The sequence below is a fragment of the Pannonibacter sp. XCT-53 genome (genome assembly GCF_009915765.1).
GTDB lineage: Bacteria > Pseudomonadota > Alphaproteobacteria > Rhizobiales > Stappiaceae > Pannonibacter > Pannonibacter tanglangensis.
Genome location: NZ_JAABLQ010000001.1, coordinates 1,667,056 through 1,686,111, shown reverse-complemented (window position 1 = coordinate 1,686,111; position 19,056 = coordinate 1,667,056). Strand labels below are relative to the sequence as shown.

Below are 19,056 nucleotides of genomic sequence, written 5' to 3'. Positions count from 1 at the left end.
TCCGACCTCATTCTCCCCGGAGTTCACCGCATGCGACTGCCGTTTCTTGACGAGAGTGCCAGCATCACGCGCCTGGCCGTTCCGATTGTCGTCGGTCTCAGCACCGGCGCCCTGATTACTGTTACCGACGCCATCATGCTGGCCCCGCTCGGGCCCGTGCCGCTCGCCGCCGCAGGCCTGGCCGGAGCTGTCGCAACGGTGCTCTTTGCCGCCATCTACGGCTTCCTGTCCGTCCTGTCCGTGCGCATCGGCACGGCCTATGGCGCAGGACAGGCCCGGCGGATTGCCGGCGTCTGGCGCACGGGCCTGTGGCTTGGCCTCGGGACCGGGCTGGCAGGGGCCGCGCTGATGGCGCTTGCCTTCCCGCTGATGCCTCTCCTCGACCAGCCGGCCGAAGTGCTGGCGATTGCCGGTCCCTACTGGGGCCTGATCGCTGCCTTCCTTGTGCCCTTCTCGGTCCTCACCGTGTTCAAGGCCGCCTTCGAGGCGATTGACCGGCCCTGGACGGGGACGCTGTTCGGGGGGCTGGCCTGCGTCCTCAACGTGCCGCTGAACTACGTGCTGATCCACGGGATCGGCGGGTTCGAGGGGCTCGGCCTGACCGGCGCCGGCATTGCCTCGCTGCTGGCCGAAACGGTGGCGCTGGCGGTTGCCTATCTCTACTGGCGCCGCGCGGCCTCGACGGCGCGGCTGCGCGTGCGTGGCCAGCGCGAGCCGGAGGACCTGCGCTCCGTTGCCCGCGAGGGCGCGCCGCTCGGCCTGATGTACATCGCCGAGACCGGAGCGATGGCGGTGGCGACCATGCTGATCGGCCTGTTCGGAACCGTCGCGCTTGCCGCCAACCAGGTGGCGCTGTCGGTGGGAACGCTGCTCTACATGGTGCCGCTCGGGGTTGCCGGCGCGGTCGCGATCCGCGTGTCGCAGGCCGCCGGTGCCGGGCGTACCGAACAGGTGCGGGCGATCACGCTGGCCGCGCTTGTCATGGCCACCGCCTGGCTCGGTCTGTCGGCGGCGCTTCTCGCCTTTCAGGGCGAGGCCATTGCCCGTCTGATCACCCGGGATCCGGAGGTGGTGGCGGTTGCCGCGTCGATCTTCTTTGTCTTCGCTCTGAGCCAGGTCATGGACGGGCTGCAGTCGACGCTGGTCGGCGCGCTCCGCGGCCTGTCCGACACGGGCGTGCCGTCCCTTGTCTCGATCGTCGCCTACTGGCCGGTGGCCCTGCCGCTCGGCTGGCTGCTGGCCACGCAGCTCGGCATGGGTCCGGCCGGCGTCTGGCTTGGCTTCGTCTGCGCGCTGGGGCCGGCGGCCCTCGTGCTCGGCTGGCGCTTCCAGGTCCTGACCCGCGCCCCGACCGGGGCTGACCCGCGCCAGATCAACGCCTGAACCCTCCCGGGGCGAGGTCCGACGCGAGCCTCGCCCCGGATGATCCCGGATGCCCCTGGTCACCATGGACAGCACGCGCCTTTCCCGCACCTTCCTGATCTACACGCTGCCGTCCGTGGCGGCGTTGCTCGTCCATGCGCTCAACATGATGATCGACGGGATCTTCATCGGTCAGGTGATGGGAACGCCCGGCCTGTCGGGCATCTACATGGCCTGGCCGCTGGTCGGCGTGGTGCTGGCGGTCGGAACCATGATCGGCATCGGCGGCGGGGCGCAGCTCTCGATGGCCAATGGCGCCGGGCGGAGCGCGCTGGCCCGGCGCTATCTCGCACAGTCCCTCGTGCTGGTCGTCGTCTGTGGTCTGGCCGGCGGGCTGTTCCTGATCCTCTGCCGCGGCTGGTTCCTCGCCTTCCAGGGCGCCCCCGACGCGGTGGTGGCCCATGGCATGGAGTATCTGTTCGTCCGTGGTCTGGGGGGTGTCTCGGTGATGGGCGCCGCCGTGCTGCCCTTGCTGGTGCGCAACACCGGCGCGCCGATCCGCGCCACGCTGGCCATGTTCGCCGGGGTTCTGGTCAATCTGGTGCTCGACTATCTCTTCATCGTCGAGTTCGGCTGGGGGCTTGCGGGGGCTGCCGCCGCCACGGTGGCCGGCGAGGTGACGTCGGACCTCGCCTGCCTCTGGATCCTGTTCTCCTCCCGGACGGCACTCAGGCCAGCTCCGGCGGACTTCCGCATCCGCCCGCGACGCATGGCACGGATCCTCGTCACCGGCTTCACCAGCATGATCATGTATCTCTACATGAGCGTCGTCATCATGCTGCACAATTTCCTGTTCATGCGGCATGGCTCGGAAGTGCAGGTGGCGGCCTTTGCCATCACCGACTACTACATGGCCTTCTATTACCTGCTGGCGGAGGGCATCTGCGGTGGCATGCAGCCGCTCGTCAGCCATTTCCACGGGGCAGGCGCGCGCAAGGCCGTGCTCGGGGCGCTGCGGCTGGCCATGATCACGATCTTCGGTCTCGGCTGTGCGCTGGTGGGCGCGCTGCTGCTCGTGCCGGAGGTGTTCGTCGCGCTCTTCACCACGGGCGATCCGGTCCTTGCGGCCGCCGCAGCGCATGGCATCCGCCTGCATCTCTTCACGATGATGCTGGAAGGGCTGATCATCATCGTCGCCACCTATTTCCAGGCCATCGGCGATGCACGCCGGGCGCTCTCGATCGCCATTGCCAACATGCTGGTGCAACTGCCTTTTCTCGCCATCCTGCCGCGATTCTACGGCACGGACGGCATCTGGCTGGCAATCCCGGCGGCCAATCTCGTGCTGACCCCGGTCGTGCTTGCCATGCTGGCGCTGCATCTGCGGCGGGAGGCAAGGCGGACGGCCGCGCCGGCCTGACCTCGACACGGGTCTGAATTCAGCCCCGGCCTGTCGCATTTCGCGGCAGGTCCGGCGCCCGGACGACAGCACGGACTGGCTCCGCCGGGCAGGGTTCGGCTATGGTCTTGACCAGACAGGCTTCAGAGGATCGTTGCGCAACTGGTGAGACCCTGGCCGGAATTCCGCTCTCCCTCTCCCCCCTTGAGGGGGAGATGCCCCCTTGCGGGGGCAGAGGGGGGGGGGCGGCCGTTTCCAGGGTCGCAGTGTCGAGGATGCCGGGATGCAATGCCCCCCCCTCTGTCTGCTTCGCAGACATCTCCCCCTCAAGGGGGGAGAGGGCGCTTGTGAATCCGCACATGCAAGACAGTTCATCAGCAGCCTGATAGATCTCCCACCCATTCCATTGAAAGAGGATCGACCCCATGGACGTTCGCGCCGCCGTTGCCGTTGCCGCAGGCAAGCCGCTGGAAGTCACCACCGTGCAGCTGGAGGGCCCGCGCGCCTTCGAGGTGCTGGTCGAGATCAAGGCCACCGGCATCTGCCACACGGACGACTTCACCCTGTCCGGCGCCGATCCGGAAGGCATCTTCCCGGCGATCCTCGGCCATGAGGGCGCAGGCGTTGTCGTGGAGGTCGGCAAGGGCGTCACCAGCCTGAAGCCGGGCGATCACGTCATCCCGCTCTATACGCCCGAATGCCGCGAATGCCCGTCCTGCCTGTCGCGCAAGACCAACCTGTGCACGGCGATCCGCGCCACCCAGGGCCAGGGCGTGATGCCGGACGGCACCTCGCGCTTCAAGATCAACGGCGAGAAGGTGCACCACTACATGGGCTGCTCGACCTTCGCCAACTACACCGTCCTGCCGGAGATCGCGCTGGCCAAGGTCAACCCGGCGGCTGCCTTCGACAAGATCTGCTACATCGGCTGCGGCGTCACCACCGGCATCGGCGCGGTGATCAACACGGCCAAGGTGGAAATGGGCGCGACCGCCATCGTCTTCGGCCTCGGCGGCATTGGCCTCAACGTGATCCAGGGCCTGCGTCTGGCCGGTGCCGACATGATCATTGGCGTCGACATCAACAACGACAAGAAGCCCTGGGGCGAGCGCTTCGGCATGACGCATTTCGTCAACCCGCTGGAAGTGGGCGAGGATCTGGTTCCCTATCTCGTCAACCTGACCAAGCGCGGCGCGGACCAGATCGGCGGCGCGGACTACACCTTCGACTGCACCGGCAACACCAAGGTGATGCGTCAGGCGCTGGAGGCCTCGCATCGCGGCTGGGGCAAGTCGGTGGTGATCGGCGTTGCCGGAGCGGGACAGGAAATCTCCACCCGTCCGTTCCAGCTCGTCACCGGCCGCACCTGGATGGGCACCGCCTTCGGCGGCGCGCGCGGGCGGACCGACGTGCCGAAGATCGTCGACTGGTATCTCGACGGCAAGATCGAGATCGACCCGATGATCACCCATGTCATGCCGCTGGAGGACATCAACAAGGGCTTCGAGCTGATGCATTCGGGCGAATCGATCCGCTCGGTCGTGGTCTACTGAGGGCCCGGCCGATGCAGACCCTTTCCGAAAGCCGCATGTTCGGCGGCATCCAGGGCGTCTACAGCCACGCGAGCGCGGCCTGCGGCGTGCCGATGACCTTCGCGGTCTACCTGCCGCCGCAGGCAAGCCACGGGCCGGTGCCGTGCCTGTGGTATCTCTCGGGCCTCACCTGCACGCATGAGAATGCCATGACCAAGGCGGGGCTGCAGGCCCATGCGGCGGAGTTCGGCCTGGCGCTGGTGTTCCCGGACACGAGCCCGCGCGGCGAGGGGGTGGCCAATGATGCCGCCTATGACCTCGGCCAGGGCGCCGGCTTCTATGTCGATGCCACCGAGGCGCCCTGGGCACCGCATTTCCGCATGGAAGACTATGTGGTGCGCGAGCTGCGCCAGCTGGTTCAGGCGCGGTTCCCGGTCACGGACCGGCATGGCATCACCGGTCACTCCATGGGCGGCCACGGCGCGCTGACGCTGGCGATGCGCCACCCGGAGCTTTACGCCTCCCTGTCGGCTTTCGCCCCGATTGCCCATCCGGCGGCCTCCGACTGGGGCCGCAAGCAGCTTTCCGCCTATCTGGGGCCGGACGAGACGCTCTGGCAGGAGCATGACGCGTCGCTCCTGCTGGCAACAAAGGGCTGGGCGCGGGATCTGCTCGTCGACCAGGGCCTGTCGGACCAGTTCCTCGACCTCCTGAAGCCCGAGGCGCTGGCCACGGCGCTCGCCACCACCCGCACGGCCGGGACCCTCCGGCTGCAGGCCGGCTATGACCACTCCTACAACTTCGTCGCCACCTTCGCCCGCGATCACGCCGCCTGGCATGCCGAGCGGCTGAAGGGCTGAGAGGCGGGGCGGGGCTAGGGGGCGCGTGCCAGCGGAAGGGACCAAGCCGCTGACAAGCCCTTAGTCGTCCGCGTCACGCCACCTGGCGTCACCCCGGCCAAGCGCAGCGCGAGCCGGGGCCTACTCGTTCCCAGAGCTGTGACCATCGCGCGCCGTTGCCGCTGCTCACTTTGCAGCCCCGCGAGCCTCTCTGTCCCTCTGCAAACGAGTAGGCCCCGGGTCTCCGCTTCGCTCCGCCCGGGGTGACCCAGGAGTGTGTGGCTGCTGTCCCCGGACCCGGCGAGGCAACAGCCACCTGACCACCCGAAACCCGACCAAAGACACAAAAAACACCAGAAAAACAGAACCTTGCCGCTCGCGTTTCGGGTCGAGGCGGGGCACGGCTGTCACTAGGTTGCGCCAGTCACTTCAACCGGAGACTGCGCAATGCAACTCAAAGACAAGGTCATCATCCTCACCGGCGCCAGCAGCGGCATTGGCGCTGCGGCGGCACGGCTGTTTTCTGCCCGCGGGGCAAGGCTTGTGATCGGCGCCCGCCGCAAGGCGCGTCTGGACGCGCTGGCGGGAGAACTCGCCGCAGCTGGCGGCGAGGTGGTGACGGTCGCCGGCGACGTCGTCGATGACGCCCACGCCCGGGCACTGGTGGAGGCGGCGGTGAGCCGGTTTGGCCGCCTCGACGGGGCCTTCAACAATGCCGGCATCGTCGGTGACATGGTTCCCCTGCCGCAGATGAGCCCGGAGACCTGGAACCGGGTGCTGGAGGTCAACCTGACCAGTGCCTTCCATCTCGCCCGCCACCAGATCCCGGCGATGCTGGCCAATGGCGGCAAGGGCTCGATTGTCTTCACGTCGACCTTTGTCGGGCATGGGGTCGGACTTCCCGGCATGGCGGCCTATGCGGCGGCGAAGTCCGGCCTGATCGGCCTGACGCAGGTTCTGGCGGCCGAGCACGGACCGGCGGGCCTGCGGGTCAATGCGCTGCTGCCGGGCGGAACCATGACGGAAATGGCGCCAAGCGATGCCGGCGCGCTCAAATGGATCGCCGGCCTGCATGCCCTCAAGCGCATCGCGGAGCCGGAGGAAATCGCCGCCGCCGCCGCCTTCCTTCTGAGCGACGATGCGTCCTTCGTCACCGGCTCGGCCATGTTCGCCGATGGCGGCAATTCCATCTGCAAGACCTGAGGCGCAAGCCGCCGGACCGGACGCCCTTTCCCCCAGCCCCCCAACGCACCAACGCACCTGTTGCGCCTGGTGTGCGGGCAGGCGGATCAGGCGCGTCCGGGATGCCGGGTCATGCGCCTGTCTGGGGCAGGCGAAGCTCGGGCAGCATGTACCACTGGTCGAGATGCGCCAGCACGAGCGGCGTCAGGGCCGCGTCGAGCGCCCGGATGGTGGTCTCGAGCTCCTGCGGCTCGATGGCCGGCAACAGGGTCAGTGTCAGGCGCGGGCCGTCGCCCCGGATCAGCGCCGCCGGAACGATGCGGGCGGAGGCCGATCGGGCCAGCTTCACCACATTGACGATGTTGCCGGTTTCCGGGATCTCGCGTCCGAACAGCGGCATGTGCACCTGGCGGTCACGGACCTCGTCGACATAGAGGTAGGTCGTGACCGTGCGCGACACGGTGAGCCGGTAGAGCGGCCCGGCACTGGCCCGGCCCGGCGGGAAGATGTATTGCCCGCGACGCTTGCGCAGGGCATGGATCAGCCGGTTGGTGAAGCGGTTGGGCTCGTCCTGGTAGGTGCCGATCACCGGCCCGCCTGTCAGATGCGGCAGGCAGGCGGCAAGCCCCTCCCAGTTGCCCAGATGCACGCAGGCAAAGAGGACGCCGCGCCCGTCCTGCAGCGCCGCGTCATGGTGCTCGCGGCCATGCACCTCGATCAGCCCGGCCGGCCACAGCCGCTCGACGCTGGCATACTCGGCATAGGCCCGGCCGGTGTTGCCCCACCAGCGGCGCAGGAGCTGCGCCTCCAGCGCCGGCTGCGCGGCCACGTCCGGGCGCAGGTGACGCAGGTTGGCGGCCATGCGCCGGGCAAAGATCCGCCGGCGGTAGAGCCAGCTGGCCGGACCGCCGAGCAGGCTGCCGATCCACGAGACCTGGGCCGGGGGCAGATGGCGCATCAGCTCATGCAGCAGCCGCCCGGAAAGGCCGGTCAGCCGGTCGCCCACATGGTAGCCGAATGCCCGCGCCCGCCGCGTCCGGTCCCTTGCCACGAGGTCGCGCAAGGGCGGAGCCGGCGGCTCGCTGGCCCGGGTCACGTCGAAGGGAATGCCGGTCAGCGAGACCTTCCGTCCGCAGGGATCACCGCCGTCCGGTCCGACCCGCATCGCCGCCTACCTCCGCCGGTGCAGGGTCATCGGCAAGGCGTCGCCGGGCCGGAGCGTCAGCCGGCACACCGGCTGCACGTCGGTGCCGGGCCTGAGGCGCAGGTCGAAGCTCTGCGCGAGGATCGCAAGGCTCAGGATCGCCTCGGTCATGCCGAACTGGAGCCCGGCGCAGATGCGCGGACCGATGGAGAAGGGGACGTAGCCGTATTTCGACGGGCGCCCCTGGGCACCCGGCATGAAGCGGTCCGGGTTGAAGGCGTCGGCATCGTCCCAGAGCAGGGGATTGCGATGCAGCAGCCACGGCACGACCATCAGGATCGTGCCCTTCGGCAGCTTGCGGCCGCCAACATGCACTTCGGCCATGGCCTCGCGGGCCAGGATCGGAACGGGCGGATAGAGGCGCAGCGATTCCTCGATGACCGCCCGGGTGTAGGGCAGGCGGGCCACGTCGCGGAAGGTGGGCGTCGCCCCCTCCAGCACGCTGTCCAGTTCCGCATGCAGCCGCTCGCGCACACGCGGCGACTGGGACAGGAGGTACCAGGTCCAGGCCAGCGTGTTGGCGGTGGTCTCGTGGCCGGCCATGAAGATCACGGCTGCCTCGTTGCGGATGGCCTCGCGGCTCAGCGGCTTGCCGTCCTCGTCCCGGGCCTCGAGCAGGCCGCCGATCACCGACGCCTCGCCGTTGTCCTTCAGGGTCTGGTAGCTGTCGATGATCTCGTCGAGCACGCCGAGGATGCGGGCGGTGGCCCGGCGGACCGCCGGCTTGCGGAAGCGCGGCATCCATTCCGGCAGGCCCAGCATGGCGGCGAGATCGACCTGGTCGATGTGACGCTGGTACTCCGAAAAGCCCTCGACCACCTCGTGGGCGTAGTTCTTGCCAAGCTGGCGGCCGAAGATGGTGCGGCAGATGATCTCCGCCGTCAGATGCGCCATGTCGGCAAGCGCATCGGTCTCGGCGCCGTCGCCGCGGGCCATCCAGGCGTTGCGCTGGTCCTCGATGGTGTCGATCATGATCGGGGCAAAGCCCGGCACGCGCGAGCCGTGGATGATCGGGGCAACGACCTTGCGCCGGCGCGCCCAGGTCTCGCTGTCGGAGATGAACAGGCCGTCGCCGATCAGCGGTGCCAGCGCATGCCGCATCTGCGGGCTCTTGCGCTGCAGCTCCACGTGATGGGTCTGGAAGGCTTCCTGCACGACATCGGGGGCGTTGCAGATCACCATCATCCGGCGCAGGACCTGCTGCGTCATCATGCGCGAGGAAAAGTTGCCCCTTGTCCAGATGGACAGGAAGTTGCGGCGGGCAAGCCCCATCAGCTCGATGATCGGCGGCGTCCGTTCGTGGCGGAACGGGAAGGGCGGAATGAAGTCTGCCGGCGTCTCGCTGACGGCGGCAACAGGGACGGTCTGGTCCACGTCGGATCCTCGGATAGGGCGCCCGGCGGAAGGAGGAGGGGCACCCGGACGTCTCCTTACTCCATCTTGCGCCGCAACAATATGCCTTTCGCAGGCGGGATTGTCACGGTTGCCGGGCCCCTGTGGCCGGGCCGCCACGCCCCTAGGTCAGGGCAGGAAGACGACGCCCGAAGCCGACGCCGGACGCCGGGCCTTCCTCGGCGTCCGGTCAGGGACGCAGGGCCTTCCTGCTCACGGGTCCGCGCGGGGCCGCACCACCAGCGCCGACAGCGCCGCCGATGCCCAGCCGACGATCAGCAGCATCCCCCCGGTCGGTGCGGCCATCGGGAAGAGCCGCGCATCGCGGAAGGCCCGGCTGACCAGATCGCCGGCAAAGAGCAGCAGCCCGAGCGCCAGCAGCCCCAGGGTCAGGGGCAGGAGCGGCACCTTGCGCACCTGCGCCAGCGCGGCCAGCGCCAGAAAGGCCGGTGCATGGAAGAGCAGCATCTCGGCCGCCGTCGACAGGAGCCCGGTGCCATCCAGATGGGCGGCGAGCGCCGACAGGGCAACGCCAAGCGCGCCCGCAAGCCCGCCAAGCGCCAGTCCGGCGCGAAACAGGGGCGAGGTCGCAGCCGACGGCTGCGCGGGAGAAGAAAGCCTGATCATGCAATGCGGGTCCGCAGGAGGGGCCGGGCCGGGAGCGGCCGGCAGGTCGAGGCGGACTTTAGCGCATGTTGGCCCGGGCGGGAGAGGCAAACCGTCGCAAGGACCATGCCGCCGGCACCTGACGCTAGGTCAGAGGTGGCAAGCCGCGTGACAAGCCTGGTCGCCTGTGGCAGCAAGGATCGCCGGGCAGGTCCGGCCCGCCGCCCTGTCCTCTGTCCCACCGCCCGCCAGTTCCGACGCCCGCCCGCCCAGCCGCCCGCCCAGACGCCCGCCAGGCCGCCCCCTTTGACGCGAGCCCGTCCGCTGCGGGGCGCCAGCCGGCCGGGACCCGCCCGAGGTTTTCCCATGCTGTCCGACCTTCTGCCCGGCCTTGCGCCTGACCTGTTTTCGGTCGAGATCCTCGGCCTTGTTGTGGCCCTGCTGGCGGCAGGCGCCATTGCCGGGCTGCTGGCCGGGCTGTTCGGCATTGGCGGCGGTGCGGTGCTTGTCCCCGTGCTCTACCAGTTCCTCGTGCTGCTCGAGGTCGATGAAAGCGTGCGGATGCATGTGGCGGTGGCCACGTCGCTCGGCATCATCGTGCCGACGTCGGTGCGCTCCTATCTGGGCCACCGGGCCCGCGGGGCCGTTGACGAGGCGCTGCTGAAAAGCTGGCTCGTGCCGCTGCCGCTCGGGGTCGTCCTCGCCTCGCTGGTCGCGGCCCATGTCTCCGGAGACGGTCTGAAGGGCATCTTTGCCGGCATCGCGCTGCTCGTCAGCCTGCGCATGTTCTTCAACCGCGACAGCTGGCGGCTGGGCACCGACATTCCCGGGTTTCCGATCCGGCCGCTCTGCGGCGTGGTCATCGGGTTCCTGGCGACCCTGATGGGCATTGGCGGCGGGGTGATGAACAACACCTTCATGACGCTCTATGGCCGCCCGATCCATCAGGCAGTCGCGACATCGGCCGGCGTCGGGGCACTGATCTCCGTGCCCGGCGTGCTCGGCATGATGTGGGCCGGCTGGAACGCCCCGGGCTTGCCGGCCTTTTCCCTCGGCTATGTCAACCTGCTGGGCGTGTTGCTGATCATGCCGATCACCACCCTGACCGCGCCGATCGGCGTCCGGCTGGCGCATGCCTGGCCCAAGCGGCGGCTCGAGCTCGGCTTCGGCATCTTCCTGCTGATCGTGGCGATCCGCTTCGGCCTCAGCCTGTTCGAGTGAGGTCCCTCAGCGGTTGAGGACCAGCCGGTCGCCTTCCACGGTCCAGCTGCTCAGCCGGGAGAGGGCGGACATGCCGAGCAGGCTGGTCTCGAGGCTGCCTTCCTGCGCCACGAAGGTGCGCACGTCCCCGAGCCGGATGTCGGCCAGGCGCAGGTCGTCGATCCGGGTGGGCGCCACCATCGTGCGGCCATTGGCCGTGGAGACCGGCACGGTGAAGGACAGGCTGTCCACGTCGATGCCGCTGCGCCGGGCGTCCTCGCGGGTCAGGACGACGGCAGAGGCCCCGGTGTCCACCAGAAAGCGGACCGGCGTGCCGTTGACGTCCCCCTTGATCTGGAAATGGCCGCTCGGATCGCGCACCACCAGGACGCTGCCGTCCGCCTGGCTGACGGCCAGTCCGGGGGCCAGCGCCCCGAGCACCCGGTACCCGACGGTGGCCAGTTCAAAGCGGTAGGCATAGCCGACGATCAGCACCACCGCGAGGCTGCCCCAGGCCGCCGTCGCCCGCAGCACCTCGCGCAGCCGCGGCGGGCCAACGATCAGGCTCGCCAGGATCACGAAGGCAATCGCCGACAGGGCAACGATGCGCGGGGCCTCGTCGGAGCCCTCGAACGTGGTGTCGATGGCGGCAACATCCGTGAAATAGGCAAGCACGCCGCCGGCCATGGCGAGCACCAGCGCCCCGATGAGCAGGCCGCGAAAGAACTGCATGGGTGTCATCCCGTCGACTGCCGGGGCGCAAGCCCCGCGAGGCGCTGCGGCAGGCCGGCCATGATGGCGCGTCGCGCCTCCGCAGTCAGGCTGCCCCAGGTCGCGATCTCGGCGAGCGTCCGGCCGCAGCCCTGACACAGGCCGAGGGTCGGATCCATGATGCAGATGCGGACGCAGGGGCTTTCCATATCGGGCATGTAGGGGGCTCCGGTCGAAACGCAAGGGGCAGGGCGCTGTCAGCGCCCGCCGGCCACGAGCTGGATGGGGGCTGGAACCAGCGTGAAGGGGAAGGGGACGGCCAGCCGGTGGCGGGCGGGCAGGACGGCGACGGCACGGCCCGGACTGGCGGCGGCAAAGCGCCCCGGTCCTCTTTTGCAGCTGAAAGACATCGCCTGACGCATCATCATGGCAGCATGAGCACTCCGATGAGGAAGGCCAGCGCCGCAAGCTGCTGCACGGCGCCGATCACGTCGCCGGTGAAGCCGCCGATCTTTGCAAACGCCAGCCGCCCGGCAGCATGCGCCACCAGGGCGGCCGCCACAAGCCCGAGCGCCAGGCCCGTGAGCGGCACGACCCAGACGAGCGGCAGCAGCACGAGCCCGGCCAGCAGATTGCCACGCAGTGCCAGGCCCCGGCCGGGAACGCCGAAGCGGGCGGCGAGCCCGTCGGGCCTTGCAGCCGGCAGCACCGCCCATTGCCAGAGCGCCAGTCCGCGCGACAGCGCCTCCGTCGCCACCAGCAGCAGCGCACTCCCGGCAAGGCCAAAGCGGTCCGGCAGCACGGCGAGCAGCGCCACCTTCAGGATCAGCGACAGCGCCAGCGCGATGGCGGCAAAGGCGCCGATACGGCTGTCCTTCATGATCTCCAGCCGTCGCTCGCGCGTCGCGCCACCGAAGAACCCGTCGGCGATGTCACCGAGGCCGTCCTCGTGCAGCGCCCCGGTGAGGGCAACGAGCGCGGCCACGACCAGCGCCGCGCTGGCCAACGGCGGCAGGGCGGTCAGCTGCAGCACCAGCCAGAGCAGGGCCGGGCCGGTGGCCAGCACGGCGCCCGCCAGCGGCATGGCGCGGGCGATCACGGCAAAGTCGGGAAGCGCCGAGGGATCGTCCAGCGGACCGAGCCGCGGCACGGGCAGGCGGGTGAAGAAGCGCAGGCAGGCGGCCGTCTCGGCGGCAAGCCGCGCCAGAGCCGGGGGGACGGGGAAGCCTCCGCCCGTGTCGTTCTGCTGCATGGAACTGTCGCCTGTCCTGGTTGTCTTTTGTCCGTCGAGGGTTATAGAACGGCTGACCCGGCGCCGCCACTCGGCCGACCGCACCTGTTTCCAGCCCCTCCGGAGCCCCGCCCCGATGTCCCTTTCCGAATCTGCCCTGCCGTTTGACGACATCCGCAATCTGGTCGCTCAGATGCCCGGACCGGATGAGGCGGCCGTTGCTGCCGTGCGGGCCCGCGACGCCGAACTGACCAAGCCGGCCGGCTCGCTCGGCAAGCTGGAAGAGATCGCTGAGTGGCTCGCGGCCTGGTCTGGCAAGGCGCCGCCGAAGATCACCCGGCCGCTGGTCGCGATCTTTGCCACCAATCACGGCATCGCCGACAAGGGCGTCTCCGCCTTCCCGCAGAGCGTGACCCGGCAGATGCTGGAGAACTTTGCCGCCGGCGGGGCGGCGATCAACCAGATCTGCATCGCCAATGACCTGGGCCTCAAGGTCTTCGATCTCGCCATCGACATGCCGACACCGTCCATCGACGACGAGGACGCGCTGGACGAGCCCAACTGCGCCGCCACCATGGCCTATGGCATGGAAGCGGTGGCCGGCGGCACCGACCTGCTCTGCCTCGGCGAGATGGGCATCGGCAACACCACCATCGCCGCGGCCGTGTTCAACGGTCTCTTCGGCGGCACGGCGGCCGACTGGGTCGGACCGGGGACCGGCGTGGACACCGCGGGCCTGGAGCGCAAGCGCGTCGCCGTGGAAAAGGCCGTCGCCCGGCTCGGCAGCGCCGCGAATGATCCGCTGGAAGTGCTGCGCAAGGTCGGCGGGCGCGAGATTGCCGCCATGGCCGGCGCCATCCTCGCCGCGCGTCTGCAGCGCACGCCGGTCATCGTCGACGGTTTCGTCACCACGGCGGCCGCGGCCGTGCTCTACAAGATGGACCCGGGCGCGCTCGACCACTGCCTGTTCGGCCATGTCTCGGCCGAGCCGGCGCACCGCCGGGCCCTTGCCGCCATGAACAAGACCGCGCTGTTCGATTTCGGCATGCGTCTCGGCGAGGGCACTGGTGCGGCACTCGCTGCCGGCATCGTCAAGGCCGCCGCCAGCGTGCATGCCGGCATGGCGACCTTCGCCTCGGCCGGCGTGTCGGGCAAGGACGCCGGCTGAGCGGAGACCCGGGACCGGAGAGCCGAGGTCTCTCCGGGTTTCACTCATCGAAAGCGAGAGGCCCCGCCCGTCCGGTCCCGGCTCGGCGCTGCGCCTGGCCGGGAGGACTCCGGAGAGGACGAGGTTTCAAGCTCACGCGGCCTTGAGGCCGCGCTTTTCCAGAAGGGCGTTGATGTCCGGGCCCCGGCCACGGAAGGCCTTGTAGGCGGCGTCCGGGTCCTGGCGGCCGCCGGCGGAATAGATGTGGCGGTAGAGCTTCTCCGCCGTCGCCGGATCGAACACGTTGCCGGTTTCCTCGAAGGCGCTGAAGGCGTCCGCGTCCATCACCTCCGACCACATGTAGCTGTAGTAGCCGGACGAATAGCCTTCGCCCGCAAAGGCATGGGCGAAATGCGGCAGCCGGTGGCGCATGGTGATCTCCGACGGCATGCCGAGATCCTTGAGGGCTGACGCCTCATAGGCGGTCACGTCGAGGCCGGACGGATCCGGCATCTCGTGCAGGGCGAGGTCGATCAGCGCGCAGGCCGTGTATTCGACCGTGGCGAAACCCTGGTTGAAGTTGCGCGCGCCGAGCACCTTGTCGAGCAGGGCCTTCGGCATCGGCTCTCCCGTCTTGTAATGCACGGCAAAGCGCGACAGCACCTCCGGCTGGCTCAGCCAGTGCTCGTAGAGCTGCGAGGGCAGCTCGACGAAGTCCCGCGCCACGCTGGTGCCGGAGATCATCGGATAGGTGACGTCGGACAGGAGCCCGTGCAGGCCGTGACCGAATTCGTGGAACAGGGTGCGGGCGTCATCGAAGGTGAGGAGCGCCGGTTCGTCGTCCGCGCCCTTCGAGAAATTCATCACGTTGACGATGATCGGGCGGACCTCGCCATCGAGCTTGTGCTGCGCGCGGAAGGCGCTCATCCAGGCGCCGGAGCGCTTGGAGGGGCGGGCAAAATAGTCGCCGAGGAACAGGCCGACGTGATTGCCCCGGGCATCGCTCACCTCGAAGACGCGCACGTCCGGATGATAGACGGGCAGCCCGTGCTTTTCCTCAAAGCGCAGGCCGAACAGGCGGGTCGCGGTGTCGAAGGCGGCCTCGATGATCTTGTCCAGCCGCAGATAGGGCTTCAGCTCGGTTTCATCGAGGTCGTGGTCGCGCTTGCGGACCTTCTCGGCATAGTGGCGCCAGTCCCAGGGGGCGATGGCGGCGTTGTTGCCTTCCGCCCGGGCGACCTCGGCGAGCTTTTCGGCCTCCTCGCGCGCGCGCTCCACGGCCGGGCCCCAGACGCGGGTGAGCAGCGCACGCACCGCATCCGGCGTCCTGGCCATGGCATCATCAAGCTTGTAGGCGGCGTAGCTCGGATAGCCGAGCAGGCGGGCGCGTTCGGCCCTGAGGGCCAGCGTCTCGGCAATGACGCCGCGGTTGTCGGTCGGACCCTCGGCCTCGCCACGCGCGGACCAGGCCTTGAACGCCTCCTCGCGCAAGGCGCGGTTGGTGGAGAACTGCAGGAAGGGCTCGATCGAGGAGCGCGACAGGGTGATGACATGCTTGCCGTCCAGCCCGCGCTCCTTCGCGGCGGCTGCGGCGGCCGCGAGCAGGAAGTCCGGCAGGCCGGCGCGGTCCGCCTCGGTCTCCAGCACGAGCTGATAGTCGGATTCGTCCTTCAGCACGTTCTGCGCAAACTGGGTGCCAAGGGTCGCCAGCCGCTGGCTGATCTCGGCCATGCGGGTCTTGGCCGCCGCGTCGAGGCCGGCCCCGGCGCGGGTGAACATCAGCTGGTAGCGCTCCAGCACCCGGGCCTGTTCCGGGGTGAGGTCAAGCCCGGCGCGCTGGTCCCAAAGCGCAAACACGCGCGCGGCGAGCTTCGGGTTCAGGAGCGTTTCAGAGCCGTGCCGGGCGAGCTTCGGCGCCATCTCGCGCTCGATCGCCTGCAGCTCCGGGTTCGTGTGCGCACCGGTGAGATTGTAGAACGTCCGCGAGACCCTGGTCAGTGCCTCGCCGCTCGTCTCCAGGGCGCGGATCGTGTTGTCGAAGGTCGGCGCGTCGGCCTGTCCGGCGATGGCGTCGATCTCGGCCCGGGCCTCGGCCATGGCCGTGTCGAAGGCCGCCACATAGTCGGCAGGCCGGATGTCGGCAAAGGGCGGAAGGCCGAAGGGCGTGGACCAGGTGGAGAGCAGCGGATTGTCGGACATGGATCGGGACACCTTGCGTCGGAAACTCGGGTCGGGGAGGGCCGCTTGGGCCGGTCTCCCGGAGGATATGGGGCCGGCGCCGGCCGGCGGCCAGTTCAGTCGGGGCCGAACACCACCTGGTACATCAGGCGGCCGGGATAGAAGGTAAAGATCCCCGCCACCAGCACGGCCCAGATCATGTAGCCCTTCATGGCCTTGGCATGGCGCCGGATCTCGCCGCGCCGGGCGGCCCACACGGCCATCGGCACTCCGATCAGGGTGACCACCGACAGGATGTGGATCGGGCTGAAGGGGCCGATCATGCGGATGCCGTGGATGAACAGGCTGGACCCCGCGGTCCAGACCATCAGGCCGGCCCAGACGTAGCCGAGGCTCCGGTGCGGCAGCGTGCCCTTGGGTGCGGCGACCTGGATGACCCCGAGCACGGCCGCAGCGATGGCGGCAAAGGCGTGGGTGTAGACGATGGGGCCGGCGGCCAGCAGAGGCTCAAGGGTCATGGGGGGACCTCACCACATGGACGCGGCTGCGCGGGTTGGCCATTCCTCGTCGTAAGGCTTGCCGCCAATCGTGCCATTCGACAGGTCGGCAAGGATGTCGCCGGCGGTGGGCAACGTCGCCGGGTCGACCTTCGCTGCCTCGTCCCACAGCCCGGCGCGGAGGATGGCACGGGCACACTGGAAATAGACGGTGTCGATGGTGATGATGATGGCCGAACGCGGTTCCTTGCCCTCCATCGCAAGGCGGGCCAGCAGGAGCGGATCGACACTGACGACGGCCTTGCCGTTGACGCGCAGCGCGTTGCCGGAGCCGGGGATCAGGAACATCAGCGCAACGCGCGGGTCACGCACGATGTTGCGCAGCGAATCGATGCGGTTGTTGCCGCGCCGGTCCGGCATGATCAGCGTGGTGTCATTCTCGATGACGACACACATGCCCTTGTCCCCCCGCGGCGAACAGTCGAGCCCCTCCGGTCCGCTGGTCGCGAGCGCGCAGAAGGGCGCGGCCTCGATCATCCTGCGGTAGAGCGGCGTCAGCCGGGGGCTTTCCTTCACCGTCGAGGTCGGGCCGGGCACGCCATAGAGCGCTTCGAGCTGCTCGACGCTGGTCAGGATGGTCATGGGAGGATCCGGGCTGGAGACGACAGGCAGGAGGTTAAGTCCGCCAGCCGCGTTGCACCAGCGCAAACTTCGGGCCCGGCTCTTGAAAACGGGTCGGCGTGGTCTAGGGTGCGCGGGACGACGCCGGCCCGAAGCCGGGTGCAAGGGCCGCCGAGAAGGCCCGGGAGGAGAGACACATGCGGGTGATGAATGCAGTCGAGACGGCGGAGGCCTTGCCCTATCCGGCCCTGATCGAGGCGCTCAGGGACATGTTCCGCTCCGGCTGCGAGATGCCGCTGCGCCACCATCACACCGTGGCCGTCCCCGGCGAGCCGGATGCCACGCTGCTGCTCATGCCCGCCTGGGTGCCCGGCCGCTACATGGGCGTCAAGCTCGTCTCGGTCTTCCCCGGCAATGTCACGCGCGGCCTGCCGTCGATCTCCGGCCAGTACATGCTGTCCGATGCCACGACGGGCGCGGGGCTTGCCCTGCTGGACGGGGCCGTCCTGACGGCGCGCCGCACGGCGGCCGCCTCGGCGCTGGCAGCCGACTATCTGGCGCGCCGCGATGCGGGCCATCTCGTCATCGTCGGCACCGGCAGCCTGTCACGGGCGCTGGCCGAGGCGCACAGTCAGGTCCGACCCATCCGCAAGGTCACCGTCTGGGGCCGCCGGGCCGAGGCCGCCGAAGCCGTTGCCGCAGACCTGCGCGCCACGCTCGGCTGCGAGGCGCTGGCCACCACCGATCTGGAGGGCGCTGTCCGCCGGGCCGACATCGTCAGTGCTGCCACCATGTCGCAAACCCCGCTGGTGCTAGGCGAGTGGCTGGCGGAGGGCTGTCACGTCGATCTCGTCGGGGCCTACAAGCCGACCATGCGCGAGAGCGACGACACCGCCATCCGCCGCGCGCGCGTCCATGTCGACACCCGGGCCGGCGCGATGAAGGAGGGCGGTGACATCGCCCTGCCGCTGGCCTCCGGCGTGCTCAGCGCCGAGGCGATCGCCGGAGACCTCTACGACCTCACGCGCGGCCTGGCACCGGGACGGCAGACGGCCGCCGAGATCACGCTGTTCAAGTCGGTCGGCGCGGCGCTCGAGGATCTGGCCGGGGCGATCCTGGCCTTTGAGGCAAGCACGGCTGCGAAGGCTCAGACACAATGACGCCCTAATGGCTGCGTAGCTTGCGTGAAACAGACGTCAAGCAAAGGCCCTCCCTTTGCGGTCTTGTTTTCTTTGATTTCCGGCGTCATGGATTTCAAGGCGACCTTTATCCCTCACCCCGTCCGACCCAGGTGGTGAAATGCGCAAGCTTTTATTTAATGCTGTTCTGCTCGGTGGTCTTCTCGGCTCCGGCGCGGCGCTGGCCTGGACGGCCCAGTCGACCGCCGATCTCAACATGCGGACGGGGCCGGGAACGGCCTATCCGCCGATCCTCGTCATTCCGCGCGGGGCGCTGGTCGAGGTCGGGGCCTGCAATTCCTGGTGCTCCGTCTTCTATGCCGGGTATCGCGGCTTCGTCAGCGGCCGCTTCCTTGCGCCCGTGAGCGGCGGCTACCTGCCGCCCCCGGCGGTCATTGTCCCGCCTCCGGTCGTGATCGTGCCGCCGCCGGTCTATCGGCCGCCCGTCTATCGCCCACCGGTCTATCGTCCGCCGGTGTACCGCCCGCCGCATTACCGTCCGCCCGAGTACCGCCCGCCGGTCTATCGGCCGGAGCCGTACCGGCCGGAACCCTATCGTCCGGAACCGGGACGTCCGCGCGAGGGCTACCGCGACCCGCAGCCGTCGATCCCGGGTCCGGAGTTCCAGGGGTCGGAGCCCTACCAGCCGCAGAGCGGCGGGGAATCCTACCGCTGATCCCGGCTCCCTGCGCGACACCGGAAGGCCCGACCCAGGTCGGGCCTTCTCTCTGCCGGCGTGGACGTGGCAGGCAGGATTGCGGCAGGCCTGCCCCTCAA

At 69.2% G+C, this 19,056-nt stretch carries 18 protein-coding genes; 9 read left to right on the top strand and 9 right to left on the bottom strand.

What is annotated here, in order from left to right; genetic code table 11:
* Positions 1 to 30 precede the first annotated feature (30 nt).
* The 5 genes from GWI72_RS07580 to GWI72_RS07560 all read left to right on the top strand — a co-directional run bounded on the left by GWI72_RS07580 (position 31) and on the right by GWI72_RS07560 (position 6,335).
* Entirely contained in the window at positions 31 to 1,383 is a 1,353-nt protein-coding gene (locus GWI72_RS07580) for an MATE family efflux transporter (protein WP_161708268.1), read from the top strand.
* A 49-nt stretch (positions 1,384 to 1,432) separates the two neighbouring features.
* Positions 1,433 to 2,782 carry an MATE family efflux transporter gene (locus GWI72_RS07575; RefSeq protein ID WP_161708267.1) on the top strand — a complete coding sequence of 450 codons (1,350 nt, stop codon included), beginning with the start codon at positions 1,433 to 1,435 and terminating at the stop codon, positions 2,780 to 2,782.
* 404 nt (positions 2,783 to 3,186) lie between these two features.
* Positions 3,187 to 4,314 (top strand): S-(hydroxymethyl)glutathione dehydrogenase/class III alcohol dehydrogenase, encoded by a 1,128-nt coding sequence (locus GWI72_RS07570; protein ID WP_161708266.1) that lies wholly within the window; start codon positions 3,187 to 3,189, stop codon positions 4,312 to 4,314.
* Between the two features lie 11 nt (positions 4,315 to 4,325).
* Positions 4,326 to 5,153, top strand: a complete 828-nt coding sequence (gene fghA, locus GWI72_RS07565) for an S-formylglutathione hydrolase (RefSeq protein ID WP_161708265.1) — start codon at positions 4,326 to 4,328, stop codon at positions 5,151 to 5,153.
* 426 nt (positions 5,154 to 5,579) lie between these two features.
* Positions 5,580 to 6,335 carry an SDR family oxidoreductase gene (locus tag GWI72_RS07560; protein WP_161708264.1) on the top strand — a complete coding sequence of 252 codons (756 nt, stop codon included), beginning with the start codon at positions 5,580 to 5,582 and terminating at the stop codon, positions 6,333 to 6,335.
* 109 nt (positions 6,336 to 6,444) lie between these two features.
* Here the strand turns inward: GWI72_RS07560 and GWI72_RS07555 are convergent, their stop codons facing one another.
* The 3 genes from GWI72_RS07555 to GWI72_RS07545 all read right to left on the bottom strand — a co-directional run bounded on the left by GWI72_RS07555 (position 6,445) and on the right by GWI72_RS07545 (position 9,537).
* Positions 6,445 to 7,479, bottom strand: coding sequence for a lysophospholipid acyltransferase family protein (locus GWI72_RS07555; protein WP_161708263.1), 1,035 nt, complete (start codon positions 7,477 to 7,479; stop codon positions 6,445 to 6,447).
* Between the two features lie 6 nt (positions 7,480 to 7,485).
* On the bottom strand, positions 7,486 to 8,892 hold the full coding sequence (locus tag GWI72_RS07550; RefSeq protein WP_161673431.1) for a cytochrome P450: 1,407 nt from the start codon (positions 8,890 to 8,892) through the stop codon (positions 7,486 to 7,488).
* Between the two features lie 231 nt (positions 8,893 to 9,123).
* Positions 9,124 to 9,537: a DUF423 domain-containing protein gene (locus GWI72_RS07545; protein WP_161708262.1), complete on the bottom strand. Its 414-nt coding sequence runs from the start codon at positions 9,535 to 9,537 to the stop codon at positions 9,124 to 9,126.
* Positions 9,538 to 9,882: 345 nt separating this feature from the next.
* Here GWI72_RS07545 and GWI72_RS07540 point away from each other — a divergent pair, with 345 nt between their 5' ends.
* Positions 9,883 to 10,737, top strand: a complete 855-nt coding sequence (locus tag GWI72_RS07540; protein WP_161708261.1) for a sulfite exporter TauE/SafE family protein — start codon at positions 9,883 to 9,885, stop codon at positions 10,735 to 10,737.
* A 6-nt stretch (positions 10,738 to 10,743) separates the two neighbouring features.
* Here GWI72_RS07540 and GWI72_RS07535 read toward each other — a convergent pair whose 3' ends face one another.
* The 3 genes from GWI72_RS07535 to GWI72_RS07525 all read right to left on the bottom strand — a co-directional run bounded on the left by GWI72_RS07535 (position 10,744) and on the right by GWI72_RS07525 (position 12,679).
* Positions 10,744 to 11,448 carry a retropepsin-like aspartic protease family protein gene (locus GWI72_RS07535; protein WP_161708260.1) on the bottom strand — a complete coding sequence of 235 codons (705 nt, stop codon included), beginning with the start codon at positions 11,446 to 11,448 and terminating at the stop codon, positions 10,744 to 10,746.
* A 5-nt stretch (positions 11,449 to 11,453) separates the two neighbouring features.
* Entirely contained in the window at positions 11,454 to 11,645 is a 192-nt protein-coding gene (locus GWI72_RS07530) for a DUF1289 domain-containing protein (protein WP_161673423.1), read from the bottom strand.
* Positions 11,646 to 11,851: 206 nt separating this feature from the next.
* Positions 11,852 to 12,679: an adenosylcobinamide-GDP ribazoletransferase gene (locus tag GWI72_RS07525; RefSeq protein WP_161673421.1), complete on the bottom strand. Its 828-nt coding sequence runs from the start codon at positions 12,677 to 12,679 to the stop codon at positions 11,852 to 11,854.
* Between the two features lie 115 nt (positions 12,680 to 12,794).
* On the opposite strand from GWI72_RS07525, the gene cobT reads away from it, so the two are divergent.
* Complete coding sequence (cobT, locus tag GWI72_RS07520) at positions 12,795 to 13,826, top strand: nicotinate-nucleotide--dimethylbenzimidazole phosphoribosyltransferase (protein WP_106752300.1); 1,032 nt, start codon at positions 12,795 to 12,797, stop codon at positions 13,824 to 13,826.
* A gap of 132 nt (positions 13,827 to 13,958) precedes the next feature.
* On the opposite strand, the gene GWI72_RS07515 is transcribed toward cobT, so the two are convergent.
* From GWI72_RS07515 to GWI72_RS07505, 3 genes are all read right to left on the bottom strand, one after another.
* The gene (locus GWI72_RS07515) at positions 13,959 to 16,004 is read right to left on the bottom strand and encodes a M3 family metallopeptidase (RefSeq protein ID WP_161708259.1); all 2,046 of its coding nucleotides are present in this window, start codon (positions 16,002 to 16,004) and stop codon (positions 13,959 to 13,961) included.
* A 95-nt stretch (positions 16,005 to 16,099) separates the two neighbouring features.
* Positions 16,100 to 16,501 (bottom strand): DUF2306 domain-containing protein, encoded by a 402-nt coding sequence (locus tag GWI72_RS07510; protein WP_161708258.1) that lies wholly within the window; start codon positions 16,499 to 16,501, stop codon positions 16,100 to 16,102.
* A gap of 9 nt (positions 16,502 to 16,510) precedes the next feature.
* Positions 16,511 to 17,122: a pyridoxamine 5'-phosphate oxidase family protein gene (locus GWI72_RS07505; RefSeq protein WP_161708257.1), complete on the bottom strand. Its 612-nt coding sequence runs from the start codon at positions 17,120 to 17,122 to the stop codon at positions 16,511 to 16,513.
* Positions 17,123 to 17,298: 176 nt separating this feature from the next.
* Here GWI72_RS07505 and lhpI point away from each other — a divergent pair, with 176 nt between their 5' ends.
* Positions 17,299 to 18,261, top strand: a complete 963-nt coding sequence (lhpI, locus tag GWI72_RS07500) for a bifunctional Delta(1)-pyrroline-2-carboxylate/Delta(1)-piperideine-2-carboxylate reductase (RefSeq protein WP_161673414.1) — start codon at positions 17,299 to 17,301, stop codon at positions 18,259 to 18,261.
* A gap of 139 nt (positions 18,262 to 18,400) precedes the next feature.
* The gene (locus GWI72_RS07495; RefSeq protein WP_161673412.1) at positions 18,401 to 18,955 is read left to right on the top strand and encodes an SH3 domain-containing protein; all 555 of its coding nucleotides are present in this window, start codon (positions 18,401 to 18,403) and stop codon (positions 18,953 to 18,955) included.
* Positions 18,956 to 19,056: the final 101 nt, after the last annotated feature.